Annotated in this window: 26 protein-coding genes; 15 read left to right on the top strand and 11 right to left on the bottom strand. The window is 70.0% G+C overall.

Going from position 1 to position 22,688, the window contains the following annotated elements; genetic code table 11:
- Positions 1 to 180: 180 nt before the first annotated feature.
- Genes JQN83_RS26665 through JQN83_RS26655 form a run of 3 tightly spaced genes read right to left on the bottom strand, consistent with a single transcriptional unit; the run spans position 181 to position 3,405 of the window.
- Complete coding sequence (locus JQN83_RS26665; RefSeq protein ID WP_208569902.1) at positions 181 to 1,101, bottom strand: carbohydrate ABC transporter permease; 921 nt, start codon at positions 1,099 to 1,101, stop codon at positions 181 to 183.
- Entirely contained in the window at positions 1,098 to 2,057 is a 960-nt protein-coding gene (locus JQN83_RS26660; protein ID WP_208569901.1) for a carbohydrate ABC transporter permease, read from the bottom strand. Before JQN83_RS26660 ends, JQN83_RS26665 begins: the two co-directional genes overlap by 4 nt.
- Positions 2,058 to 2,079: 22 nt before the next feature.
- Positions 2,080 to 3,405, bottom strand: a complete 1,326-nt coding sequence (locus JQN83_RS26655; RefSeq protein WP_208569900.1) for an ABC transporter substrate-binding protein — start codon at positions 3,403 to 3,405, stop codon at positions 2,080 to 2,082.
- A gap of 276 nt (positions 3,406 to 3,681) precedes the next feature.
- Between JQN83_RS26655 and JQN83_RS26650 the strand changes: the two genes are divergently transcribed.
- Entirely contained in the window at positions 3,682 to 5,730 is a 2,049-nt protein-coding gene (locus JQN83_RS26650; protein ID WP_208569899.1) for a beta-galactosidase, read from the top strand.
- Positions 5,731 to 5,770: 40 nt separating this feature from the next.
- The gene (locus JQN83_RS26645) at positions 5,771 to 6,547 is read left to right on the top strand and encodes a DeoR/GlpR family DNA-binding transcription regulator (RefSeq protein ID WP_208569898.1); all 777 of its coding nucleotides are present in this window, start codon (positions 5,771 to 5,773) and stop codon (positions 6,545 to 6,547) included.
- Positions 6,548 to 6,576: 29 nt separating this feature from the next.
- Here JQN83_RS26645 and JQN83_RS26640 read toward each other — a convergent pair whose 3' ends face one another.
- On the bottom strand, positions 6,577 to 6,855 hold the full coding sequence (locus tag JQN83_RS26640; RefSeq protein WP_372444143.1) for a hypothetical protein: 279 nt from the start codon (positions 6,853 to 6,855) through the stop codon (positions 6,577 to 6,579).
- Positions 6,849 to 7,097, bottom strand: coding sequence for a DivIVA domain-containing protein (locus JQN83_RS26635; protein ID WP_208569897.1), 249 nt, complete (start codon positions 7,095 to 7,097; stop codon positions 6,849 to 6,851). Before JQN83_RS26635 ends, JQN83_RS26640 begins: the two co-directional genes overlap by 7 nt.
- A gap of 304 nt (positions 7,098 to 7,401) precedes the next feature.
- On the opposite strand from JQN83_RS26635, the gene JQN83_RS26630 reads away from it, so the two are divergent.
- The 5 genes from JQN83_RS26630 to JQN83_RS26610 all read left to right on the top strand — a co-directional run bounded on the left by JQN83_RS26630 (position 7,402) and on the right by JQN83_RS26610 (position 12,328).
- Positions 7,402 to 8,265 carry a helix-turn-helix domain-containing protein gene (locus tag JQN83_RS26630; protein ID WP_208569896.1) on the top strand — a complete coding sequence of 288 codons (864 nt, stop codon included), beginning with the start codon at positions 7,402 to 7,404 and terminating at the stop codon, positions 8,263 to 8,265.
- On the top strand, positions 8,262 to 8,489 hold the full coding sequence (locus JQN83_RS26625; protein ID WP_208569895.1) for a DUF397 domain-containing protein: 228 nt from the start codon (positions 8,262 to 8,264) through the stop codon (positions 8,487 to 8,489). Before JQN83_RS26630 ends, JQN83_RS26625 begins: the two co-directional genes overlap by 4 nt.
- A gap of 144 nt (positions 8,490 to 8,633) precedes the next feature.
- Positions 8,634 to 8,882, top strand: coding sequence for a type II toxin-antitoxin system Phd/YefM family antitoxin (locus tag JQN83_RS26620; RefSeq protein WP_204957158.1), 249 nt, complete (start codon positions 8,634 to 8,636; stop codon positions 8,880 to 8,882).
- A complete protein-coding gene (locus tag JQN83_RS26615; RefSeq protein ID WP_208569894.1) occupies positions 8,879 to 9,262 on the top strand; it encodes a PIN domain-containing protein in 384 nt (127 codons plus the stop codon). The genes JQN83_RS26620 and JQN83_RS26615 overlap by 4 nt, the downstream gene beginning before the upstream one ends.
- Before the next feature lie 306 nt (positions 9,263 to 9,568).
- A complete protein-coding gene (locus JQN83_RS26610; protein WP_208569893.1) occupies positions 9,569 to 12,328 on the top strand; it encodes a hypothetical protein in 2,760 nt (919 codons plus the stop codon).
- 301 nt (positions 12,329 to 12,629) lie between these two features.
- Here JQN83_RS26610 and JQN83_RS26605 read toward each other — a convergent pair whose 3' ends face one another.
- The 4 genes from JQN83_RS26605 to JQN83_RS26590 all read right to left on the bottom strand — a co-directional run bounded on the left by JQN83_RS26605 (position 12,630) and on the right by JQN83_RS26590 (position 16,009).
- Positions 12,630 to 13,553, bottom strand: coding sequence for an AEC family transporter (locus JQN83_RS26605; protein ID WP_208569892.1), 924 nt, complete (start codon positions 13,551 to 13,553; stop codon positions 12,630 to 12,632).
- Positions 13,554 to 13,607: 54 nt separating this feature from the next.
- The gene (locus JQN83_RS26600) at positions 13,608 to 13,985 is read right to left on the bottom strand and encodes a winged helix-turn-helix transcriptional regulator (RefSeq protein ID WP_244253275.1); all 378 of its coding nucleotides are present in this window, start codon (positions 13,983 to 13,985) and stop codon (positions 13,608 to 13,610) included.
- Between the two features lie 50 nt (positions 13,986 to 14,035).
- Complete coding sequence (locus tag JQN83_RS26595; protein WP_208569891.1) at positions 14,036 to 15,166, bottom strand: glycosyltransferase 87 family protein; 1,131 nt, start codon at positions 15,164 to 15,166, stop codon at positions 14,036 to 14,038.
- 465 nt (positions 15,167 to 15,631) lie between these two features.
- Positions 15,632 to 16,009: a winged helix-turn-helix transcriptional regulator gene (locus JQN83_RS26590; RefSeq protein ID WP_244253275.1), complete on the bottom strand. Its 378-nt coding sequence runs from the start codon at positions 16,007 to 16,009 to the stop codon at positions 15,632 to 15,634.
- Positions 16,010 to 16,125: 116 nt separating this feature from the next.
- Here JQN83_RS26590 and JQN83_RS26585 point away from each other — a divergent pair, with 116 nt between their 5' ends.
- A complete protein-coding gene (locus JQN83_RS26585) occupies positions 16,126 to 16,491 on the top strand; it encodes a DoxX family protein (RefSeq protein WP_208569890.1) in 366 nt (121 codons plus the stop codon).
- A gap of 57 nt (positions 16,492 to 16,548) precedes the next feature.
- On the top strand, positions 16,549 to 16,983 hold the full coding sequence (locus JQN83_RS26580; protein WP_208569889.1) for a hypothetical protein: 435 nt from the start codon (positions 16,549 to 16,551) through the stop codon (positions 16,981 to 16,983).
- On the opposite strand, the gene JQN83_RS26575 is transcribed toward JQN83_RS26580, so the two are convergent.
- Positions 16,957 to 17,388 (bottom strand): NUDIX domain-containing protein, encoded by a 432-nt coding sequence (locus JQN83_RS26575; RefSeq protein WP_208569888.1) that lies wholly within the window; start codon positions 17,386 to 17,388, stop codon positions 16,957 to 16,959. The genes JQN83_RS26580 and JQN83_RS26575 overlap by 27 nt on opposite strands.
- Before the next feature lie 101 nt (positions 17,389 to 17,489).
- On the opposite strand from JQN83_RS26575, the gene JQN83_RS26570 reads away from it, so the two are divergent.
- The 4 genes from JQN83_RS26570 (at position 17,490) to JQN83_RS26555 (ending at position 19,703) form a co-directional block, all read left to right on the top strand.
- Positions 17,490 to 18,263, top strand: coding sequence for a phosphotransferase (locus tag JQN83_RS26570; protein ID WP_208569887.1), 774 nt, complete (start codon positions 17,490 to 17,492; stop codon positions 18,261 to 18,263).
- A gap of 56 nt (positions 18,264 to 18,319) precedes the next feature.
- Complete coding sequence (locus JQN83_RS26565; protein ID WP_208569886.1) at positions 18,320 to 18,880, top strand: DinB family protein; 561 nt, start codon at positions 18,320 to 18,322, stop codon at positions 18,878 to 18,880.
- Positions 18,881 to 19,010: 130 nt separating this feature from the next.
- On the top strand, positions 19,011 to 19,352 hold the full coding sequence (locus tag JQN83_RS26560) for a hypothetical protein (RefSeq protein WP_208569926.1): 342 nt from the start codon (positions 19,011 to 19,013) through the stop codon (positions 19,350 to 19,352).
- 156 nt (positions 19,353 to 19,508) lie between these two features.
- A complete protein-coding gene (locus JQN83_RS26555) occupies positions 19,509 to 19,703 on the top strand; it encodes an alpha/beta fold hydrolase (protein ID WP_208569885.1) in 195 nt (64 codons plus the stop codon).
- A gap of 18 nt (positions 19,704 to 19,721) precedes the next feature.
- Here JQN83_RS26555 and JQN83_RS26550 read toward each other — a convergent pair whose 3' ends face one another.
- Positions 19,722 to 20,576 carry an alpha/beta fold hydrolase gene (locus JQN83_RS26550; protein WP_208569884.1) on the bottom strand — a complete coding sequence of 285 codons (855 nt, stop codon included), beginning with the start codon at positions 20,574 to 20,576 and terminating at the stop codon, positions 19,722 to 19,724.
- Positions 20,577 to 20,629: 53 nt separating this feature from the next.
- Here JQN83_RS26550 and JQN83_RS26545 point away from each other — a divergent pair, with 53 nt between their 5' ends.
- A complete protein-coding gene (locus tag JQN83_RS26545) occupies positions 20,630 to 21,298 on the top strand; it encodes a TetR/AcrR family transcriptional regulator (protein WP_208569883.1) in 669 nt (222 codons plus the stop codon).
- A gap of 94 nt (positions 21,299 to 21,392) precedes the next feature.
- Positions 21,393 to 22,658 (top strand): multidrug effflux MFS transporter, encoded by a 1,266-nt coding sequence (locus JQN83_RS26540; protein ID WP_208569882.1) that lies wholly within the window; start codon positions 21,393 to 21,395, stop codon positions 22,656 to 22,658.
- The last annotated feature ends 30 nt before the right edge of the window (positions 22,659 to 22,688 follow it).

Raw genomic sequence — 22,688 nt, 5'->3', positions numbered from 1 at the left:
TGCGGGCACCCCGGCGTCCGTCACGGTGGGTGAGGTCGAGGGGTGTCAGTAGCGCGCGAGAGCGGTATGCCTGTGGGTCATAGTTATGCCTGCCAGGAATACCGCTCTCGCGCGTGGGTGTGGGTGGGGGCCATCGAGATCGTCAGCTCGCGCAGGTGCGGGTGGGTGGGGGCGGTGACCTCAGCCCTTGGACGCGCCCAGGGTCAGGCCCTTGACGAACTGCTTCTGCAACAGGAAGAAGATCACCAGGGTGGGGATGGCGACCAGCACCGAGCCGGCCGACACCAGGTTGTTGTCGGTGAAGAACTCGCCGCGCAGGTTGTTCAGCGAGCTGGTGACCGGGAACTTGTCGCCGGTGCGCATCAGCACGGTGGCCCAGAAGAACTCGTTGTAGATCCAGGTCACCTCCAGGGTGGCCAGGGCCGCCAGCGCGGGCCGGCACAGCGGCATGGTCACCTGCCAGTACTGCCGCCAGATGCTCGCCCCGTCCACCATGGCCGCCTCGTAGAGGTCGCGGGGCAGCGCCTTCATGTAGTTGCTCAGCACGAAGACGCAGAAGCCGCACTGGAAGGCCACGTTGACCAGGATCAGCCCCCAGTAGCTGTCGTAGAGCAGCTCCGAGTCGCTCATGAACTCCGGCAGCGGCACCTCGGTGAAGATCCGGAACAGCGGGATCAGCAGCGCCTGCTGGGGCAGCAGGTTGGCGGCCGTGAACAGCCCGAGCAGGACGATGTTGAGTTTCCAGCTGAACCGGGCGATCACGAACGCCACGCACGAGGCGAGGAACAGGGTCAGCAGCACCGCCGGGACGGTGATGTAGACCGAGTTGAGGAAGTGCTTGCCGAACTCGGCGGTCTGCCAGGCGGTGACGTAGTTGTCGAACGTCCACCCGCCGAACGAGACGTACCCGTTGGCGGCGGTGTACTCGTAGGAGCGCAGTGAGGTCAGCACCGCCCAGAGGATCGGGAAGAGCCAACCGACGGCGACCGCGCCGAGGAACAGGTGCAGCGCCACCCGGGCGGGGCGCAGCGGCCGACGGCGCGGGGCGGCCCCGGACGCCGGCTCCGAGGTCGGCGGACGGGTCGTGGTCGACGCGCTCATCGCCGGTTCTCCCTCATGACGACGGCCAGGTAGACGGTGATGAAGACCAGCGAGACGGCCAGCATGATCGTCGCCAGGGCGGAGCCGAAGCCGATCCGGCTGGCCTCGCCGACGACGTTCTGGGTGACCAGGGCGGAGATCAGCTCCAGGCCGTTGCGCCCCTTGTTGATCACCCAGACCAGGTCGAACGCGCGCAGCGACTCGATCACCGTCACCACCAGCACGATGATGTTGATGGGCCGCAGCACCGGGAAGATCACCCGGAAGAAGGTGCTGGTCTCCGATGCCCCGTCGACCGAGGCGGCCTCCCGCAGTGACGGGTCGACGCCCTTGAGCCCGGCCAGGTAGAGCAGCATGATGTAGCCGACGTGCCGCCAGCCGGCCGCCACCAGCACCGCCCAGATGTTGACGTTCGGGTCGCCGTACCAGTCGGTCTGGCTGCCCAGGACGGCGTTGAGCAGACCCTGGTCCCGGGAGTAGATGAGCTGCCAGACGAAACCGATCAGCGCCAGCGACAGCACCACTGGCAGGTAGAGCGCGGTCTGGTAGAACCGGCTGCCGCGGATCTCCTTGTCGAGGAGCACGGCGAGGAACATCCCGAACGGGGTGGCGACCACGAACAGCGCGGCCAGCCAGAGCAGGTTGTTCTGCATCGCCGGCACGAACGGCGGGTAGATGTTGACCACGTCGGAGTAGTTCCGGCCACCGACCCAGTCGATCTCGCTCAGCGGGCCGATGCCGTCCCAGTCGGTGCCGGAGAGCGCCACGGTGGCCAGCGCGGGAAACCAGACCAGGGCGACCACCAGCAGCAGCGGTACGAGCACCATCAGCGTGATCACCACGCGGTCGGTGCGGGACAGGAGCCGTAGCCGCCGACCACGACCACCCCGGGTGGGGGTGGCCGGGGTCGGTGCCGGTACGGCGTGATCCGCTTGGATCAGGGGCAGGTCGGACACGACGGTCCTCCCCCTCTCGCCGTCAGCTGGTGAAGATCGACTTTTTCTGGTTCTCGATGCTGTTGACCAGCCCGTCGATGTCCCTGGGGTTCTTGATGAACTGCTGGAGCGCCGGGATGATCACGGTGGAGGCGAAGTCCGGCCGGGTGTCGCGGTCGAGGAACTGGGCGATCTCGGTGGCCGAGCCGACCAGCTCGGCGGCCTTCTTCTGCAGGGCGGTGTAGCCGCTGGTGTCCGCTCCGCTGTTGGCGACCAGGGTGGTCGGGTCGTTCTTCACCGTGATGTCGGCGGCCTCCTTGGAGCCGACGTACTCCAGCAGCTTCTTGGCGTTGGCCTCGGACTTCGGCTTGCGGGCCAGCATGTAGCCGTCGATCGGCGCGTCCAGCGCCTTGGCCCCGATGGCCGGGTCGATCTCGGGGAAGGTGAAGAAGTCGATGTCGTCCTGCTCGTCGTTGCCGAACTGCTGGGCGACGAAGAGACCGAGCAGGTACATGCCGCTCTTCTTCTGCTGCAACGACTGGGCGGCCTCCTGCCAGGTGCGGCCCAGGCTGTCCGGCTGGTGCAGCGGCAGCAGCCCGGCCCAGGTGTCGAAGACCTTCTTGACCTTGTCGGAGGTCCACGCCTCCTTGCCGGCCATCAGGTCGATGTGGAACTGGTAGCCGTTGATGCGCAGGTTGAGGATGTCGAAGGTGCCCATCGCCGGCCAGCCGTCCTTGTCGGCGAAGGCGATCGGGGTGAGCCCGTCCCGCTTCATCTGCGCGCTGAGGGCGGTGAGCTGGTCGAGTGTGGTCGGCACCTGGTAGCCGTGCTGCTTCCAGACCGACTTGCGGTAGAACATCGCCCACGGGTAGTACGACGACGGCACGAAGTACTGCTTGCCGTCGTCCCCGGTGGACGCCTTCTTAAACGCGTCGGAGTAGCCGGAGAGCTTGCCCCACAGGTCGCTGATGTCGCCGGCCAGGCCCTTGCCGGCGAAGAAGCGCATCCGGTAGCCGGCGAACCACATGAACACGTCGTCCGGCTTGCCCTGGAGGTAGTTGTTGATGTTCTCCTGGTAGGTGTTGTGGTCGACGGTGTTGATGCTGGCCGTGATGCCGGACGAGGTCTTGAACCCGTCCATCACCTTGGCGATGACGTCCTTCGGCTTTGGGTCGGACTGGTTGGAGCCGACCGACACCTCCTTGCTGTCGCTGCCCGACCCGGAGTCGGAGCCGCAGCCGGCGAGCAGTCCGGTGCCGAGCAGCGCGCCCGCGCCGACCCCGGTGAGCAGGGAGCGTCGTCCGATGCCGGCGACGGAGGACGGTACGAGCCGGGAGAGGTACTCGGCTTCGGTGCGGGGACGGGACATGGTGCCTCCTGCGGATGAAGAGGTGCGCTGCGCCCGAGGGCCGTCAGTGGTGGGGGAGGGAGTGGGGAATGCCAACATAGATCCACCGAGAATGAACATTGGCCAACACAAACTCCCGGTGGCGCTTGAAGCTACCCGTCCGTGCGGCCCTGTCAAGAGGGCAGCTCCGGATCGGTATCGGAGCGTTGGCAGTCGGCCTGGGAGGTAAACGTTGGAAAATCCGCTCGTGTTGGAAAGTGTTGACTTGATCGACCGCTAGGGGCACGCTCTGCTCTCATGCGGCAACACGGCAGCTGGCAGGGCGACGGGATCTACTTCGGCGCCGACTACAACCCCGAGCAGTGGCCCGAGCAGGTCTGGGCCGACGACGTGGCGCTCATGCGCCGGGCCGGTGTCAACCTCGTCTCGGTCGGGATCTTCTCCTGGGCCCTGCTCGAACCGTCCCCCGGCCGGTACGAGTTCGACTGGCTCGACCGCGCCCTCGACGTCCTGCACGCCGGCGGCATCCACGTCGACCTGGCCACCGCCACCGCCAGTCCGCCCCCGTGGCTGGCGCACCGGCACCCCGAGACGCTGCCGAGTACCGCCGACGGCACCGTGCTGTGGCCCGGCGGCCGGCAGGGCTACTGCCCCAGCTCGCCGATCTTCCGCCAGCGTTCGCTGGCCCTGGTCGAGGCGGTCGCCGACCGCTACGCCGAGCACCCCGCCGTGGTGATGTGGCACATCTCCAACGAGCTGGGCTGCCACAACGTGCACTGCTACTGCGATGTCAGCGCCGATGCGTTCCGGGAGTGGCTGCGGGAGCGCTACGGTGACCTCGACCGGCTCAACGACGCCTGGGGCACCACCTTCTGGAGCCAGCGTTACCACGACTGGGCCGAGATCAACCCGCCGCGCGCCGCGCTCACCTTCGCCAACCCCACCCAACAGCTCGACTTCCTGCGCTTCTCCTCCGACGCCCAGCGCGCCCAGCTGCGCGCCGAACGGGAGGTGCTCAAGCGGCGGGTCCGCCAGCCGGTCACCACCAACTTCATGATCGGCATGGGCATCAAGCACATGGACTACCACTCCTGGGCGTCCGACGTGGACCTGGTCGCCAACGACCACTACCTGACCGTCACCGACCCGAACGCCCACCTGGGCCTGGCGTTCGCCGCCGACCACACCCGGGGCGTGGCCGGCGGTGACCCGTGGCTGCTCATGGAACACTCCACCAGCGCGGTCAACTGGCAGCCCCGCAACGTCGCCAAGACCCCCGGCCAGCTGCGCCGCAACAGCCTCACCCACGTGGCGCGCGGCGCCGACGGGGTGCTGTTCTTCCAGTGGCGGGCCTCCCGGGCCGGCGCGGAGAAGTTCCACTCCGCACTGGTCCCGCACGCCGGCCCCGACACCAAGGTCTTCGACGAGGTCTGCCGGCTGGGTGCCGACCTCAGGGCCCTGGCCGAGGTACGCGGCAGCCGGGTCGACGCCGAGGTGGCGATCCTGTTCGACTGGGAGGCGTGGTGGGGCGTCGAGCTGGACTCCCACCCCAGCGTCGACGTCACCTACGCCGACCGGATGCGGGCGCTCTACGACGCGCTGTGGCGGGCCGGCGTCACCGCCGACGTGGTGCACCCGTCGACCGACCTGTCCGGCTACCGGCTGGTCCTCGTGCCCACCCTCTACCTGGTGCGCGACGCCGACGCCGAGGCACTGAGCCGGTACGTCGCCGGGGGCGGCACGGCGCTGGTGACGTACTTCAGTGGGATCGTCGACGAGCACGACCACATCCGGCTCGGCGGCTACCCGGGGGCGTTCCGGGAGCTGCTCGGGGTGCGTACCGAGGAGTTCTTCCCGCTGTTGGCCGGCGACCGGGTCGTCCTCGACGACGGGTCCACCGCCGACGTGTGGACCGAGTGGCTGCACCCGGCCGGCGCGGAGGTCGTGGCGTCCTACGAGGACGGTCCGCTGCCGGGTGTGCCCGCGCTGACCCGGCACCGGGTCGGCGACGGCACCGCCTGGTACCTGGCCACCCGGCTCGACGAGGCGGCCACCGACGCCCTGGTGGGCCGGCTGCTCACCGAGGCCGGGGTACGCCCACCGGTCGCCGCCCCGACGGGCGTCGAGGTGGTCCGCCGCCGGGCCGACGACCGGTCCTGGCTGTTCGTGGTCAACCACACCGACGCCGAGGTGACCCTCGACGCGACCGGCACCGACCTGCTCACCGGTCAGCCCTGCGGCGGCACGCTGCGGGTGCCCGCCGGGGAGGTGGCCGTGGTCCGGGAGGAGCAGGCGGTGACGGAGGCGGTCCCAGCGGTTGAACCGCCCCCGGCCGCAGCGGCCTGACCTGCGTACCGTTCCTTCGTCCGCGCGGTTGGGAGGTTCGATGCTCGCTCAGCAACGGCAGAACGCCATCCTGGAGCTGATCCGGCAGCGCGGCGGGGTGCGGGTCAGCCACCTGGTCGCCCGGTTCGGCGTCTCCGACATGACGATCCGCCGCGACCTGGAGGTGTTGGCCGAGCGGGGGCTGGTCGACAAGGTGCACGGCGGGGCGACCCTGGCCGGCCCCGGGTCGGCCGAGGAACCCGGCTTCGCCGCGAAGTCGATCCGTCAGCAGGACGAGAAACGGGCCATCGCCGGCCGGGCCGCCCGGATGGTCGAGCCCGGCATGGCCGTCGCGCTGTCCGCCGGCACCACCACCGCCGCGTTGGCCACCCTGCTCGGCGACGTGCCCGGGCTGACCGTGGTGACCAACTCGATCCCGGTCGCCGACGCGCTCTACCAGAATCCGCGCGTCGACCAGACGGTCGTGCTGACCGGCGGCATGCGTACCCCGTCGGACGCGCTGACCGGGCCGGTGGCCGAGGCGGCGATCCGTACCCTGAACGTGGATCTGCTCTTTCTCGGCGTGCACGGGATGAGCCCGCGCACCGGGTTCACCACCCCCAACCTGCTGGAGGCGGCGGTCAACCGGCGGCTGATCGGCGCGGCCCGGCACCTGGTGGTGCTGGCCGACCACACCAAGTGGGAGACCATCGGCATCGCCACCATCGCCCCACTGGCCGAGGCCGATCTGCTGATCACCGACGCCGGGCTGCCGGCGGACGGCCGCCAGCAGATCGGCGAACAGGTAGGTGAGCTGGTCGTCGTCGAGGTCGACTGACCGCCGTCCGTCCCGCTCACCGACCCGGCTCACCGGTCCGGGTCGCACGGCCCGTCGTGGTCGGCCCGCGCCAGGCAGCGCCGCCGGTCAGCCATGATCCGGTCACAGAACACCCACCGTCGTACGTGCTGGGCGTCCTCGGCGGAGACGGTGGCCCCGGCCACTTCGAGCCCCGGCACCAACACCAACGATCGCGCCAGCGCGTACGCGAAACGCAGCGCTTGGTCCTGGTCGGCGGCCGTGACGGGCAGGTGCAGCACGTGGCGGTGACCGTCGTCCCGGCCGGACGCCGGGTCATCGCTCAGCACGGGGGACGGTTGGCCTGGGCGCTGCGGCGGTCCCGCAGCAGCCGCTTGAGTCTGGTGTTCTCCCCGGTCAGCCGGGACACCTCCTGATGCAGGCTGGCCAGCTCCAGGGCGACCCGGATCAGGAACCGGCGTACCTCCCGGGGATCGAGGCCCCGCCGGCCGAAGCCGGCGGTGGGGAACTGGTGGTCGCGGACCAGAAGCGGATGCAGCCGGGCCGGCAGGGTGCCGTCGTCGCGGATCATTCGTCGCCTCCTGATGGGTACGGGGTCGCGGGAACCCACGCCGCCGTGATAGGTATTCAGCAAGTCGGTCGGAGCCGGAACTCGGCTTCATGTTGAGACCCGACGAGATCCGGTATGCGGCTGCCATCCGCGAGGCCGTCTCTCGTCACCTTCTCGGCTGTTGGCACAGCCGCGGTTACTGCGCTTGCACCGGGCGTCCCCGGGGGCCGGTGATCACCCTCACCCGAAGGCCACGTTTCCAGTGGGCTGGAACTGGAGCAATGGTTCCTTCGCGGGCCTCGTCAACTTTTTCGAGAGGTGGATCATGCCGCACAAGCCGTTCATACGGACCCTGCGCGCGCAGTGGCTCGGCCAACAACTCCGCGGACTCCGGGAAGAACGCGGAATGACCTTGAAACTCGTCTCGGAGCACCTGCAACGCGACATGTCGGCGCTCGGCCGTTACGAGCGGGCGGACTGGCCGATCCGCAAGGGTGACGTCGTCGCACTGCTCGACCTCTACGGTTTCCACCACGCCGCCGAGCGGGCCCGCCTGCTGGCGCTGGCCGAGGACGTGTGGCGTACCGACCGCTGGGACGAGGACTACGGCGACGTCGTCGACTCGTCCTTCATCGAATACCCGTGGCTGGAGGGCCGGGCCGACAAGGTGTGCTGCTTTCACATGACCCTCGTGCCGGGGCTGCTCCAGACCCGGGCCTACGCCGAGGCGGTGATCCGGAACGCGGCCGAGCCGGAGGCGTCCGAGTCGATGATCAACCGCTGGGTCGAGCTGCGGCTCTCCCGCCAGGAAGTGCTCTCCAAGGAACGCCCGATCACGATTCATACCGTCATCGACGAATCCGTCATGCGTCGCCGGGTCGGTGGTGCCCAGGTTCTTCGGGACCAGCTCGCACACCTGGTGAAACTCCAGGCCCTACCGCAGGTTCGTATCCAGATCATGCCGTCGTCGGTCGCTCTCCACCAGGGACTCGACGGCACGTTCTGGATCTTCCATCTTCCTGAACCGTACCCTGCGGTTGCTTACGTCGAATCACTCGGCGGCCGGCTCTACATGGAGTCGCCGAAGGCCGAGCGCTTTCTTCGTGCGTACGATCGATTGTCGAAGTCCGCACTCGGCAAGGACGAGTCCACCGCCCTGATGGGGGCCATTGCAGAGGAGTTGGCATGAACGAGGCTTTGCCTGCGGTTGCCTGGCACATCAGCACCAAGAGCGACAGCAACGGCGGGAGTTGTGTGGAGGCGGGGCCGTTGCTTGACGGCTCGGGTCGGGTGGCCGTGCGACACAGCAAGGCGCGTGACGCGGCGACGATCGTCTACACGGCTGACGAGTGGGCGGCCTTCGTCGGCGGAGTCAAGGACGGCGAGTTCGACTTCGCCAACGCCTCCTACTGAACGTCGGTTCCGGGAGGATCTTGGCGAATTCAGCCCTCCAGGGCGCCATCTGCCGCCAAGATCCTCCGCCGCCGCGGCATCGCGGTGCGCCTGTCCGTAGTGAGGTTCGCCAGCACCGCGTAGCACATGTGCTACGTTGGTCGTATGCATGAGGTGGGGCTTCGGGAGATGCGGCAGAACGCCAGCGACCTGGTGCGTCGTGCGCAGGCGGGTGAACGCTTGACGATCACCGTCGCCGGCCGTCCGGCAGCCGTGCTCGGCCCGGTCAGCCCCCGGACCTGGCGGGAGTGGGACGACCTCGCCGGGGTGTTCGACCAACCTACGGACCCCGCCTGGGCAGATGATCGGGATCTCCTGGATGGTGTCGTCACCGACCCATGGGCCGAGCGGTGAGTCGGGGCATCCTCGACACCAGCGTCCTCATCGCCAACGACGTAACGCCGATCCCGGGTGAGCTGGCCATCAGCGTTGCCAGCCTTGCCGAACTCCAGTTCGGTGTCCTGGTCGCCAAGACCGCCGAGGCGAGGGCACTCCGGTTGGCGCGGTTGAGCGCCATCCAGCGCCGATTTGATCCACTGCCCATCGACGACGTGATCGCCGACAGCTACGCACGACTGGCTGCCCGCGTCGTCGAGACCGGCCGTCAGCCGCGCGCCAGAGTGATGGATCTGCTCATCGCCGCGACCGCACACGCCCACGACGCCGCCGTCTACACCCGCAACGCCAGCGATCTCGCAGGACTCGAAGACCTGATCACGATCCGCACAATTTGACGTGACCCGTTCCGGGAACTCGTCGTCCTGGGATCTGCCATTCCCGACACCCGCCGGCCATGTCATTGGGGCCGGCCACCACCCGAGCTGCCTGGTCCCGCACCCCGGAGGGCGTCGAAAACCGCCCCTACGGTTTGCGCTCCCCTCGCTACGATGACGCCCTCGGCGTCGACAGAGACGCCGCCACGGGGGAGGGTACAAGTCCATATGAGACGCCTCAGAGCGGCCATACCGCTGACGGTTCTTGCGGTTGTGGCAGCCATGGTGACCACCGGTTCTCCAGCCTCGGCCGCCGACTCGTTCGATGTGACGCTGAAGAGCTGGGCCTATCTCGACTCGCAGAACCCGGACGCGAAGGTCGTCGATGCGGCGGTGGCGCCGCCGGTCGGAACCTCCCGCGACGAGGCCGACCGGACGCACATCTACCGCTCCTACTTCACCTACGACCTGACCGCGCTGAAGGGCACGGTCGTCCACAGCTCATACCTGTGGACGAACGAGAAGACGGTCGTCGACTGCTCCGCCCCGGCAACCATCGAGGTGTGGCGGACCCGCCCGGTCAAGAGCAACACCACCTGGCTGCGTCCGCCGGCCGAGATCGAGAAGCTGTTGACCGCCAAGCGGGGTGCCGGCGCCGCCTATTGCCCCAGCTACCTGGGCTTCGACATGGTTGCCACGCTCAACGCGGCGCTCAGCCGAGGTGAAAAGAGCATCACCCTGGAGTTCCGGGTCGCCGCCGACCAGGAAGGCGTCGGGTGGACCGGTCGTACCTTCGACAAGCCGGTGCTCAGTGCGACGGTGAACCACCCGCCCACGGTCACGGACCTCAAACTGAAGTACCCGGACCGGCCGTGCGGCACGCTGGCCAAGCCGTCGCCGGCGGCGCGGAACACGGTCTTCTCAGCCACCCCCAGTGATGCGGACGAGGGTGACCACCCGACCGTGCTGTACGCGATCTGGCCGGTCGACCATCCCGACCAGCGTCGCGAGTTCCACGACTACTACGGCACCGACCTGAGCCAGTACGCCGACGGTACGGTCCTCGCCTGGCAGGCACAGGCCAGCGACTACTACGACCAGGGCCCATGGAGCAGGACCTGCTACCTGGTCATGGATCTGACCGCACCGGCCGATCCGCCGAAGGTGTCGTCGCGGACCTATCCCGAGGGTGACTCCCCCGGCGGTGGCACCGGCATCGAGGGAACGTTCCGTTTCGACGGGGCTGGCGACCGCGACGTGGTCGCGTTCACCTGGCGTGACTCCATGGGGTATTCCGGCCAGGTTCCGGCCCGGCACCCGGGCGGCAGGGCGACCCTGAAGTACACCCCCAAGCTACGGATGATCACCGACCTCTATGTCGCGTCCGTCGACGCGGCGGGTAACCGGGGGCCCGAGAAGAACTACCGGTTCAGGGTCGCCGAGACGGCACCGCGCGTCGATGTCGTCGTGCAGGGCGTCGGCCTGCCGAGCACGATCACGTTCATCGCCTCGAAGCCCGAGACCACCGCGTTCGGGTACCAGCTCAAGGACAGCGCGGAGGTCCGCCTCCCGGCGGTCGACGGCAAGGCCACCGGCCCTGTCACGTTCACCGCCACCGGCCTGATCGAGGTGGCTGTCCGGAGCTACGCCAACAACAAGCTGATCGGGCAGGAGACCCTGCAGGTCTGGGTCACCGACGCTCCCGGCGTCGAGTCGGCGGAGTTCAACCTGGACACCGACCAGGTCGCGGGCAAGGTCGGCTCGTTCCGGTTCACCCCGCACAGCAACGATGTCGTCGCCTACGAGTACAACCTCGACGACGAGTGGAAGACCGTTCCGGCAGCCGACGACGACACCGCCGTACTGCCATGGACGGCGACGCCGGGCTGGCACTCGATGGTCGTCAGGTCGGTGCGGGCGGACGGTTCCACGTCGATGGAAGCGAACCACCAGTTCAACATCATCGACACCCGCCCGACCGCCTACGCCCATGATTTGCACAGCTGGCCGCGCCGGGACGGCGTCGGCGTGCCGCTGAGTGTCGAGTTGGAGAGCCAACTGCCGAACCTGACCGGGTTCGTCTACCGGTTCGACGGCGGCGCCGAGCAGACCGTGCCCACCGAGGGCAATCCGTACGCTCTCATCACGGTCACGCCGACGCACGCCGGCGACAACACCGTGGTCGTTCAGGCGTTGCTGGCGGACGGTACGCGCTCGCCCGCCACCACCTACACGTTCGGCATCTGGTCCGGCCCGGTGGTCACGCAGACGCCGGAGGGCGACGGCACCGTCGGTCGGGCCATGACGTTCACTTTCCATCCGGGGCTGCCGGACGTCGCCTCCTACCGCTACTCGTTCAACGGTGCCGACGAGGAGACCATCCAGGCCGGTCCCGACGGCACCGCGACGGTCACGTACACGCCGGGCTCGTGGGGCTACAACGACATGCGGGTCACGAGCATCGGCCCGGACGGCACCGAATCGGACCTGCGGATCGCGCCGTTCAGCGTTCGGGATAACAAGGTCGCCGTTTACAGCACCTACGACTGGTCCCGGGTGGGGATCGGCTGGACCGGGTACTTCTATTTCAGTACCCAACTGTTCGGCGAGGTGACCGAGTACCACTATCGGGTCAACGACGGCCCGGAGCAGATCCTGCCGGCGAACGCCGACGGTACGGCGACGCGCGTCGCGGTGCCGTTCGACCGCAACGGTACGAACACGCTGCACGTGCGGAGCTCGACGGCGGGCGGCGAACTCTCGCCCGTGACGGATTACGACTTCACGGTCGGCGATGCACCCTACGTCGTGAGCGCCCAGTATCCGAGCGGCACCTGGTCGGGCGGTGCCGGTGTCCCAGGCACCTTCGAGTTCAGCGGCGGCACTGCGGGAATCGTGTCCTTCTCCTGGCAGATCGACGACGGCCCGTCGACCGACGTGCCGGCTGACAGCCAAGGGAGGGCGTCGATCACCTATACGCCGACGCAGAACTTCGAGACGCACACCCTGTCGGTGACCGGCCACAAGGCGGACGGCACGGACACCGACGTCACCCGCTACTCAATCTACGTCTCCAACGGCACCTGACGACCGCGATGCGGCACGGCCGGCCCTCCGATGGCAGAGGGTCGGCCGTTGGCCGGACGGGCTTCGTCGGCGGCGTCAAAGACGGAGTGCCGAACCTCGCGAGCGCCGGGGCCTGACCGGCCATCCGGCATTCAACCCGGCGACGGGAAGGCCGACTACCTCGTCGTCTACCGCGAAGGCGCAGTCCGCGCCTGGCTCAACCGCGGCGGCAACCTCTGATCCACAGGTAGCGTGGGCTGCCCACTGCCTCAACGATGGTGGGCAGCTCCGCTGTCGAGGCAACCACATCGCCGACGCGGACCTACCCGAGCAGTGCGGCTGCCGTGGCCAGGGTGGCCAGCGACAGTGTCGTGGTCAGCACCACCGCCCGGTTGGCCACCGCCTCGCCGACGCCGTACTCCTGGGCGAAAATGAACGTGTTCTGCGCCGTCGGCAGGCCCGCGCATACCACCACAGCCAGCACCTGCGGCGCGGACAGGTGCAGGGCCAGCCCGGCCGCGTACGCGATGACCGGTTGCGCGACGAGCTTCAGCGCGGTGATCACGGCCAGGGCGGCGGGCTCGGCCGGCTCTGCCGGTGAGGGCGCGGTGTGGTGCAGCGACGCGCCGAGCGCGACCAGGGCGGCGGGAACCGCGGCGCCCGACAGCAGGGTGAGCGACGCGCCGGCCGCCGACGGCAGGTGCAGGTCGGCGGCCGAGCACGCGACACCGAGCAGCGACGCCAGGATCACCGGGTTGCGTACCGGCAGGGAGGCGATACGACGGACCCGTACCCGCCCGGCCGGGTCGCTGTGCCGGTCCAGGGCGATCAGGATCACGGGCGTCACCACGAGCACCTGCAGCAGCACGACCTGCGCCAGGAACGACACGTCGCCGAGGACCTGCGTGGCGATCGGGATGCCGAGGTTCGCCGAGTTCACGTAGCCGGCGGCCATGCCCCAGAGGGGCCGTTCGCCGGGCTCGCGACCGAACAGCCGGCCCGCGCCGACCCACCCGAACCCGACGACCGCGGCCGTGCTCACCCCGAAGGCGAGCAGCGGGCGGCCGGCGAGCCCGGAGAGCGGCATCCGGGACAGGGCCAGGAACAGGGCGGCCGGCATCGCCAGATGGAACACGAAGCGGCCGAGCACCGACGCTCCCGCCGCGCCCAGCAGGCCCCCACGACAGGCCGCGTAGCCGACCACGGTGAGGACCCAGATCGGTACGAACGCCGACACCAGGCTCATCCGGGCGTCACCGGCGGGTGGCGTCGCGTCGGCCCGGGGGCTGGCGGGGGTCTGTCATTCCGGCGGGGTCTGGTGGAGGGCTCGGTTCGCCTCGATGTGGGGGACGTGTTCGATGGCCCAGCCGGCGAGGGCCAGCGCGGGCGGGATGAGGCTCTTGCCGGTGGGGGTCAGTGCGTACTCCACCCGGGGTGGGACCTGCGCGTACGCCGTGCGGGACACCAGGCCGTCGTGCTCCAGGTGGCGCAGGGTGAGCGTCAACATGCGCTGGGAGATGCCGGGGATCTGCTGGTGTAGCTCGGTGAAGCGTAGTGCGCCCGCGTCGAGCGTCGCCACGGTGAGCAACGTCCATTTGTTGCAGATCCGGTCCAGGATCGCCCGGATGGTCCGGCCGCCGTCGCCTCGGATCATGCAGGTGTGTTCGTACTGCGACATGACCACCCCCTGTGCCTTACGCACACCCGTGTGCCTTAGCGGCCTGGCGATCATCCACCGGACGGGCCAGGGTGGCCGGTGAACGACCGGCCATCCTGGCGTCCCACACCGTCATCTGGTCGCCGGGCGACACCGTCATCTGGTCGCCGGGCGAGCGGGCCGACCCGACGGCCGAGCGCCACCGCCACCCCGACGGACACGGCGAGGGCGGCGAGGACGTAGGCGTTGCCGACGACGTGCTCCACCGGGGTCCATTCGTACTCGCGGCGCCAACCCCACGGTGGCCATAGGAACGGACGGGCCACGAAGACCGCGATCCACGCGAGGCCCGCCCATCGGTTGTGCTGCCACAGCGCCAGCCCGACCGGAACGGCCCACACCCAGTGGTGGGACCATGAGATCGGCGAAGCGAGCAACATGGCCAACGCTCCCAGGCCGGTGCCCAGCACCCGATCGCCGCGTCGCCAACACACGGCGCCGATGACCACGACCGCGGCAGCGAGCGGCCCGGCGACCGCAAGCCACAGCAGGTTCGGCGGCGGAGCGTCGAGCAGCCGGGTGAGTACGCCGAACACCGACTGGTTGTGGGTAAGTTGCGGGGGACCCACCCGGCCCGCCGAGAAGAGATTCTCGGTCCAGTACGCCCTTGCCGAGCCCGGGATGACCGCGACCCCGATCGCCACGGTACCGGCGAAAGCCAGGAGCGCCCGCCCTGCCGTCGTACGGCGACCGACCATCACCAACAGCACGACGAACACGAGCGGGGTCAGTTTCACCCCGGCTGCGATGCCCACGAGGACGCCGGACCAGCGTCGTTCCGGATGGACCAGATCGATGAGCACCGCCAGCATCAGCAACAGGTTGATCTGGCCGAACGTGAGGTTCTGCCACACCGGCTCCAGAGCGAGCGCACCCACGGTCAGCAGCGCGACGTGCCACCCTGCCACGGGGTGGCCGAGCGCGCGGCCCACCAGCGCGACGGCCCCGGCCAACGCGGCCACCGAGGCCGCAGTCCACAACGCCGTAGCGAGCCAGAACGGCAGCGGACCCAGCGGCACCATCGCCAGGGCCGCGAACGGCGGATAGGTGAACCGCAGGTTGGTCGCCGGGTCGCGGGACCCGTAGAGCGGCATACCGTCGAGGACCAACCGGCCGCCGTACTGGTAGACCGAGAGATCCACGAATTCTCCGTGGACGCTCAGCTTGGCAGGTACCGCCGCCCAGGCCGCTGCCCCTGCCAGGGCGGCAGCGGCGACGACCACGGCCAGGACCGGGCCGACCCCTTGCAGCGCGGGAGGCTTCCCGCCGGGGGCGCTTCCCGGCGAGCAGCGGCTGTCTGACATTCGCCGACCATAGCGCCACGGGAAATCCGTCCACACTCGACCGCCCCCGCGTGGGTCTCCCACAGAGAACGCCGCGCTCCCGGTAGGAGCCCGTGCTGCGATCTGTCAGCCTCTCTCCACTGTGCAGCCCCGACGACGATGACGTGCGGAGTTCGCGACGGTCGTGACGAGTGTCTGCGGCTGAGCGCCACCGGCGAGGCGCGCGCCTGCGTCAACCACCAGCGTCACCGGCGGGTGGCGACATCTCGCCCGCTGGGTGCCGCACCTGCAGTGTCGCGTCGGCCCGGGGCTGGCGGGGGTCTGTCATTCCGGCGGGGTCTGGTGGAGGGCTCGGTTCGCCTCGATGTGGGGGACGTGTTCGATGGCCCAGCCGGCGAGGGCCAGCGCGGGCGGGATGAGGCTCTTGCCGGTGGGGGTCAGTGCGTACTCCACCCGGGGTGGGACCTGCGCGTACGCCGTGCGGGACACCAGGCCGTCGTGCTCCAGGTGGCGCAGGGTGAGCGTCAACATGCGCTGGGAGATGCCGGGGATCTGCTGGTGTAGCTCGGTGAAGCGTAGTGCGCCCGCGTCGAGCGTCGCCACGGTGAGCAACGTCCATTTGTTGCAGATCCGGTCCAGGATCGCCCGGATGGTCCGGCCGCCGTCGCCCCGGATCATGCAGGTGTGTTCGTACTGCGACATGACCACCCCCTGTGCCTTACGCACACCCGTGTGCCTTTTGTAAGCCCTCCGATACTGACACATGATGTGGCTAGTTCCTTCTCGTAACCATCGTGTTCAGAGCTGGAGGATCCGTCATGACACTCGCCTACTGGATCATCGCCGCCCTGCTGGCCGTCTTCTATCTCTACGCCGGGGGCAAGAAGGCCACCCAGAGCCGGGAGCAGCTCCGGCCGATGATGGGCTGGGTCGACCGCGTACCCATGCCGCTGGTCCGGACCATCGGGGTGCTGGAGGTACTCGGCGCGGCCGGCCTGATCCTGCCGCCGCTGACCGGGATCGCACCCTGGCTCGCGGTCGCGGCGGCCGTCGGGTTCGTCCTGATCCAGGTCGGCGGCATCGCGGTGCACCTGTCCCGGGGCGAGACCCGCCAGATCGGGCTCAACATCGTCCTGCTGGTGACCGCCGCCGTCGCGATCTGGCTGGCCACCACCTGGGTCTGAGCTGCACGAGGGTCGTCCGCTCGCCGACGCACCGCCCGCACCAGGCAGAATGCCGGGATGGCACTCGACAGGTCCGGGAAGTTGTGGCGCGGGGAGAACGTCGACGACCTCGCCGACTACCTCCGCTACTTCGCGGCGGGCGGCTACCCGGTGGCCACGGTGGTGGAGTCCCGGTGCGCCGGGTGCGACGGCCGTGCCTTCCGCGTCGACATCGACGAGGAGGAGGCGACCCGGCGGACCTGCCTCGCCTGCGGCGCGGTCGCCTTCATCGGCGACAGCGCCGACTACTGGGACGGGACCGGTCACGAGTCCTGCTCCTGCCCCTGCGGGGGTGAGGAGTTCGCCGTCGCGGTCGGCTACGCGCTCGGTGCCGACGGCGAGGTGCGCTGGGTCAGCGTCGGCCTGAGGTGCCTCGACGACGGCACGCTCGGCGTCTACGCCGACACGAAGATCGACTACCTGCCGTCACGCCACCTCCTCGATCAGGCGTGAGGCGGGCGGCCGGTCCAGGGCGCGGAGCAGCGCCGGTAGGCCGCTGTGCACGAGGGGGAGGCCGCCCAGCTCGCTGAGCCCGACCCAGGCGAGGTCGTCATGCTCGTCGGGCGCACGGTTGGTGGGCGAGCCGAGCCAGGCTCCGACGTGCCACACACCCACGTGTACGGCGTCCTCGCCGCTGCCGGACCGCAGCTCGCCCAGCCGGGAGCAGGACTCCGCGACGATCTCGACGCCGACCTCTTCGCACAGCTCACGGGCGAGGGCCTGGCGTTCGGACTCGCCCGCCTCGACGTGGCCCCCGGGCAGATCCCACAGATCCGGGTACGCCCGGCGGGCCGGACTGCGGTGCACCAGCAGGACCGCTTCATTCACCACGAGCGCTCCGCAGACGACGATGTGCATGCCGGGATTCGACCACAAGGGTGGGACAGTCGGGTCGTGGTCGGGTCCGGTCGGACGAAATTCGGTGTCGTCAGCGTCGTGACGCCCGGTATACCGGGCAGATGCGTGAAGAGGTGCTGCCCGGCGGTAACACCACGGGTGCCGTGTTGATCGATGGTGTCGTACACAAGCGGGCGTCGCGGTGGACGACCACCGTGCACGCGGTGCTGCGGCATCTGGAGGATGCCGGGTTCGACGCCGCCCCCCGCGCGCTCGGCTTCGACGAGCAGGGGCGCGAGATGCTCAGCTATCTGCCGGGGGAGACGATCGGCGGCCGGGAGCCCTGGCCCGACTGGGCGGCGGCCGACGCGATGCTGGTGCAGGTCGGCCGGTGGCTGCGCCGGGTCCACGACCTGACCGCCGGTTTCACGCCGCCGCCGGACGAGTGCTGGTTCGTCGGCCGCGCGATGGGCCCCGGGCTGGTCGTCGGGCACCAGGACGCGTCCCCCTACAACGCGGTGGTGGACGGTGACCGGCTGGTCGGGTTCTGCGACTGGGACACCGCCGGCCCGTCGTCGCGGGAGTGGGACCTGGCGTTCTCCGCGCTGACCTGGGTGCCGCTGGCCTCACCGCGCGACGGCAGCCCGTTGGGCGACGGCGACCTGCGCGAGCGGGCCCGCCGGTTGCGTCTGCTGCTCGACGCGTACGGCTACGAGGGTGACCGGGGTGGGTTCGCCGCCGCCGTGCCGCAGCGGGCCCGACGGCAGGCGGGAGTGATCCGACACCTGGCCGACGCCGGGGATGCTGCGGGGACCGCTCTGCTGCCTATCGCGGCACTGCTCGAACGGTCCGCGACCGACGTCGAAGCCCTTCCGGCGACCTTCTGGACGCGTTGACAGCTCTCGGGGCGGGCGGGGTTGGCAGGGTTGCAGCCATCGGGGAGGGTGCACGCATGACCAGTCAGCGGAAAGTCGGCTACAACGGCATGTGGGCCGAACCCGAAGCGGACCCCAGGTCCGCCGTCAGCCCCGTGGGCGAACTGGCGACCATCCGTGAATATCTGTCCAATTATCGCCTGACGCTGGGCATGAAGTGCGAAGATCTCTCACCGGAGCAGTTGGCCTCTCGATCGGTGCCGCCGTCGACGATGAGCCTGCTCGGCCTGCTCCGCCACATGGCCGCCGTGGAGCACAACTGGTTCTACCGGACCCTGCAGGGCAACCTGGACGCGCCTCGGCTCTACTGGTCGACTGAGGAACACGACCTGGACTTCGACGGTGCGGTGGCTGACCCGAACGTCGTGGACGACGCGTTCACCACCTGGCGGGAACAGATCGCGATGGCTGACAGGTGGCTGGATTCGGTGACCGATCTCGGCACGATGGTCAGCATGGCCAACGGCGAGCAGGTCAGCGTCCGCGACATCCTGATCCATATGGTCGAGGAGTACGCGCGGCACTGTGGCCACGCGGACCTGCTCCGCGAATGCATCGACGGACGTACGGGCCAGTAGCCGCATGAGGAGGGGTGGGCAACCCCGTGGATCGTCGCGGACGAGTTCTGGGCCGAGGTCGAAGGCGGAGGTGCGGCTACCGTGGTGAGGGGGCACTACGGGAGGAACGGGCTTGACCGAGGGTTGCACGGTGACGGTGTGCCGGGACTGTTGCTGCGGCAGCCGGACCAAGCATCCGACGGTCGATCACGACGCGCAGCTCGACGGCCTGCGAGCGGCCCTGGAGCCGGATCATCGGGTGCGGACCAGTCTGTGCCTGGACGTGTGCGCGCAGTCCAACGTGATGGTGGTGCACCCCGGTCCGGCCGCGCGACGCCGCGGTGCGCGGCCGGTCTGGTTCGGGCTTGTCGCCGACGACGCCGTGGTGGCTGATCTGGTCGCCTGGGTTCGGGCCGGTGGTCCGGGTGTGGCGGCGGTGCCGGCCGTGCTGGAGTTGTCGGTGATCACGTCGCCGGTGCTCACCGGTCGGTGAGGGCGGGGTCGGCGTAACCGGCACGGCTAGTCCCGGGGCGGGCGGCGGCTCGTCGCTGACCCGCGCGGGCTGCGGGCCAGCTTCGGCTACTACCGGGCGCTGGACGAGACGATCGCGCAGAACGAACGGCGGGCGAAGACCCGGCTGACGCTGCCGGTGCTCGCCATCGGCGGTGCGCTCGACAGTGGCGCACTGGTCGCCCGGACGATGCGGCTGGCCGCCGACGACGTCACCGAGGCGATCATCGACGACTGCGGTCACTACGCCGCCGAGGAGCAGCCGGCGCGGTTCACCGAAGCCCTGGAGGGCTTCCTCGGCGGCGGGCCGGCGTCGGCCGCGTCGCACGGCTGAGGCCGGCCCGCCGTCGGGTCACGAGTGGGCCTGCTGCGAGGTGACCGGGGTGGCGAAGAAGTCGGCGAGCGCGTCGACCAGGTGTCGCGGGGCGCGGTTGAGCGCGTCGTGGCCGGCGCGGGGCACCGCCAACGTGCGGGCGTGCGGCATGACCCGGGCCAGTGCCTCGTTGGTCGGCCGGTAGTACGGCGGCCCGCTGCCGCCGTAGGCCAGCAGCACCTCGGCGGTGATGCCGGCCCACCGCTGCGGCGAGCTGTCGTGCTGCTGGATCAGCGCGCTCTCGTCGAGGGTGGTCGGCAGCAGGTCGCCCATGGTGCGCCCGATCGGCGTACGCAGGAACAGCCGGCAGATGGCCACCTGGACGGCCAGTGGCAGGCGCGACGTGGCCGACTGGGTGTTGAGGCCGGCCCCGGTGAGCGCCATGGCTCGGGCGATGTCGCCCGCGTGTGCCGCCGCCCGGGCGGCGGGCACCCAGTCGAGGGGGAACAAGCCGTTGACCTGGACCGCCGGGTCATAGAGGGCGAGCCGGTCGATCGGCAGTCCACGGGCGGCGGCGCGCAGGGCCACGAAGCCGCCGCCGCTGTGGCCGAGCACGTTGCCGACCCCGGTGGCGGTCAGCAGTGCGGCGAGGTCGTCGACGTCCTGCTCGCCGTCGTAGGGCTCGGCGCGGGCCGCCGCGTCGGCCCGGCCGCGACGGTTGTAGAGGTGCACGGTGAACCGGTCGGCCAGCCGCACCGCCAGTCGGCGGTAGACCTCGATGGTGACGCCGCCGCCGTGCACCACGATGATGCCCGGGCCGCTGCCGGTGGAGTGGAGCACGATCTCGGCGTCGTCGGCCGCCGGCACCCGTTGCTCGGTCCAGTGCTGTTGCATGTCGTCCTCCCCAGCAAAACTGCGAACGCCGTTTGCAGTTTTAGAGTGTAGCGGTGACCTCACCCGACGAGCCAGCGCGTACCCCGATCTGGTCCCGGCCAGCCCGTGGGCAGCGCGGGCCCGCTCCGACACACACCCGGGACGAGATCGTCGCCGCCGCGATCGCGACCGCCGACGCCGACGGCATCGGCGCGGTCTCCATGCGGGCGGTCGCCGCCGCGCTGCACACCGGCGCCGGCTCGCTCTACCGCTACCTGTCCTCCCGCGACGACCTGCTCGACCTGATGGTCGACCGGGCGGCGGGGGAGTTGCGCCCCTACCCGGAGGCCGGCGACGACTGGCTCGACACCATGCTGCGCCTCGCCCGGCGGCAACTCGACCTGTACCGCCGGCACCCCTGGCTGGTGGAGGTCCTGCCCCGGCCGACCGCCCCCGGCCCGCAGAGCCTGGCCTGGTTCGACCACTGCCTGGCCGTCCTGCGGCCGGTGCCGGCCGCGACCACCACCAAGTTCGAGGCGATCGCCATGATGACCGGGGTGACGTCGCTGTTCGCCCGGCAGGAGACCGCCGCGCCGCCGGTCGGCTTCGCCGTCACCGACCTGGCGGCGTACCCGAACCTGGTCGCCGCCGTCACCGACCCGTCACCGTCCGCGCCCCACGACCTCTTCGCGACGACGGTACGCAGCGTCCTGCGCGGCCTACTCCTCGACGACGCCGACTGAGTCGGCGGGAGGACCCTCGCCCCCAGGACTGGTCGCGAAGCCCGACCCGTACGGTCCACCGGCACTCCACCTGTGGCTCGTCTACGGTCCATGGGTGACACCTCCGCGGGTCGAGACACCGTCCACGTCGTACCGGCCCGACCGGGCGGCGGGCAAGCCCTCCATGATCGCGCTGGTGCTGCTGACCGGGGTCGGGCCGTTCGCCACCGACGCGTACATCGCCGCCCTACCCGAACTGCGGCGCTCCCTGGACACCAGCGCCACCATGGCGCAGCTGACCCTGACCGCGTTCATCATCGGTGTGGCCGCCGGTCAGCTCCTGCTCGGCCCGGTCAGCGACGTACGGGGCCGGCGCGGCATCGTCCTGGTGAGCACCGTGAGTTTCGTGCTGCTGTCACTGCTCTGCGCCGCCGCCCCGACCGCCGGGGTGCTGGTGCTCGCCCGGCTCGGGCAGGGGATCGCCGCCGGCACCGGGGTGGCGCTCGGCCGGGCGATGGTGACCGACGCGTGGCAGGGCGACCAGGCCGCCGCCCGGTTCGGCAGCATCGCCTCGGTGACGTTCCTCGGCCCGGTGCTGGCACCGGCCGTCGGCGGGGTGATCCTCGACCACGGCACCTGGCGTACCGTCTTCGTCGCCCTCACCGGGCTGGGGGCGGCGATGGCGGTGGCCGCGCTGGTCGGCCTGCCGGAGACGCTGCCCGCGCACCGCCGGCACGACGGCGGCCCACGCCCGGCGCTGGCGCGGATGGCCGGCCTGCTGCGCGACCGGACGGTGCTCACCAACCTGATCGTGCTCTGCCTGGCCATCGCCGGGTTCTTCACCTACATCGGCGGCTCGGCGTTCGTCTTCCAGACCGCCTACCGGGTGGACGAGTCCCGATACACCCTCATCTTCGCCACCAACGCCGCCGGCATGGCCGCCGCCGGGCTGCTGTTCCGGGTGCTGGTCAGGCGGGTCGGAGCCGGCCGGTTGCGGGCCGCCGGGCTCGCCGCGTCCACCGTGGCCACCCTCGTGCTGCTCGTCGTCGCCCTGGTCGACCGGGAGGCCGGGTGGCCGCTGGCCGTGCCGTGGACGCTGCTCGCCGTGGTGGTCGCCGGCATGGGTCTGACCCTGCCGGCCAGCACCGCCCTGACGCAGGAGGCCGGCCGGCGTTCCGCCGGCACCACCGCCGCGCTCCAGGGTGGTCTGGGTTTCCTCGCGGGCGCGCTGGTCACACCCCTCACCGGCCTCCTCGGGTACGCGAGCCTGCTGCCGATGGCGGCGGCCATGGCGGTCTTCTTCGTGGCGGCCTGCGTGATGCTGGTGCTGCTGGTCCGCCCCGGTGCGTCCTTTCAGGCACTTCACAGTCCTGGCAATTAGGGTGCGGCGGGTAACCGTGCGTGCTCCACG

This window comes from Micromonospora antibiotica (assembly GCF_017599305.1).
Classification (GTDB): domain Bacteria; phylum Actinomycetota; class Actinomycetes; order Mycobacteriales; family Micromonosporaceae; genus Micromonospora; species Micromonospora antibiotica.
The sequence above is the reverse complement of the archived record's forward strand: the minus strand, read 5'-3'. Positions and strand labels throughout refer to the sequence as shown.

What these genes read in the sequence shown, in the direction of transcription:
- JQN83_RS26570 (WP_208569887.1), top strand. Translation starts at nt 17,490, where the DNA reads ATGCGTGAAGAGGTGCTGCCCGGCGGTAACACCACGGGTGCCGTGTTG.
- JQN83_RS26605 (WP_208569892.1), bottom strand. Translation starts at nt 13,553, where the DNA reads ATGAGCCTGGTGTCGGCGTTCGTACCGATCTGGGTCCTCACCGTGGTC.
- JQN83_RS26655 (WP_208569900.1), bottom strand. Translation starts at nt 3,405, where the DNA reads ATGTCCCGTCCCCGCACCGAAGCCGAGTACCTCTCCCGGCTCGTACCG.
- JQN83_RS26635 (WP_208569897.1), bottom strand. Translation starts at nt 7,097, where the DNA reads ATGATCCGCGACGACGGCACCCTGCCGGCCCGGCTGCATCCGCTTCTG.
- JQN83_RS26665 (WP_208569902.1), bottom strand. Translation starts at nt 1,101, where the DNA reads ATGAGCGCGTCGACCACGACCCGTCCGCCGACCTCGGAGCCGGCGTCC.
- JQN83_RS26625 (WP_208569895.1), top strand. Translation starts at nt 8,262, where the DNA reads ATGAACGAGGCTTTGCCTGCGGTTGCCTGGCACATCAGCACCAAGAGC.
- JQN83_RS26630 (WP_208569896.1), top strand. Translation starts at nt 7,402, where the DNA reads ATGCCGCACAAGCCGTTCATACGGACCCTGCGCGCGCAGTGGCTCGGC.
- JQN83_RS26575 (WP_208569888.1), bottom strand. Translation starts at nt 17,388, where the DNA reads ATGCACATCGTCGTCTGCGGAGCGCTCGTGGTGAATGAAGCGGTCCTG.
- JQN83_RS26580 (WP_208569889.1), top strand. Translation starts at nt 16,549, where the DNA reads ATGGCACTCGACAGGTCCGGGAAGTTGTGGCGCGGGGAGAACGTCGAC.
- JQN83_RS26645 (WP_208569898.1), top strand. Translation starts at nt 5,771, where the DNA reads ATGCTCGCTCAGCAACGGCAGAACGCCATCCTGGAGCTGATCCGGCAG.
- JQN83_RS26590 (WP_244253275.1), bottom strand. Translation starts at nt 16,009, where the DNA reads ATGTCGCAGTACGAACACACCTGCATGATCCGGGGCGACGGCGGCCGG.
- JQN83_RS26600 (WP_244253275.1), bottom strand. Translation starts at nt 13,985, where the DNA reads ATGTCGCAGTACGAACACACCTGCATGATCCGAGGCGACGGCGGCCGG.
- JQN83_RS26565 (WP_208569886.1), top strand. Translation starts at nt 18,320, where the DNA reads ATGACCAGTCAGCGGAAAGTCGGCTACAACGGCATGTGGGCCGAACCC.
- JQN83_RS26620 (WP_204957158.1), top strand. Translation starts at nt 8,634, where the DNA reads ATGCATGAGGTGGGGCTTCGGGAGATGCGGCAGAACGCCAGCGACCTG.
- JQN83_RS26650 (WP_208569899.1), top strand. Translation starts at nt 3,682, where the DNA reads ATGCGGCAACACGGCAGCTGGCAGGGCGACGGGATCTACTTCGGCGCC.
- JQN83_RS26585 (WP_208569890.1), top strand. Translation starts at nt 16,126, where the DNA reads ATGACACTCGCCTACTGGATCATCGCCGCCCTGCTGGCCGTCTTCTAT.
- JQN83_RS26550 (WP_208569884.1), bottom strand. Translation starts at nt 20,576, where the DNA reads ATGCAACAGCACTGGACCGAGCAACGGGTGCCGGCGGCCGACGACGCC.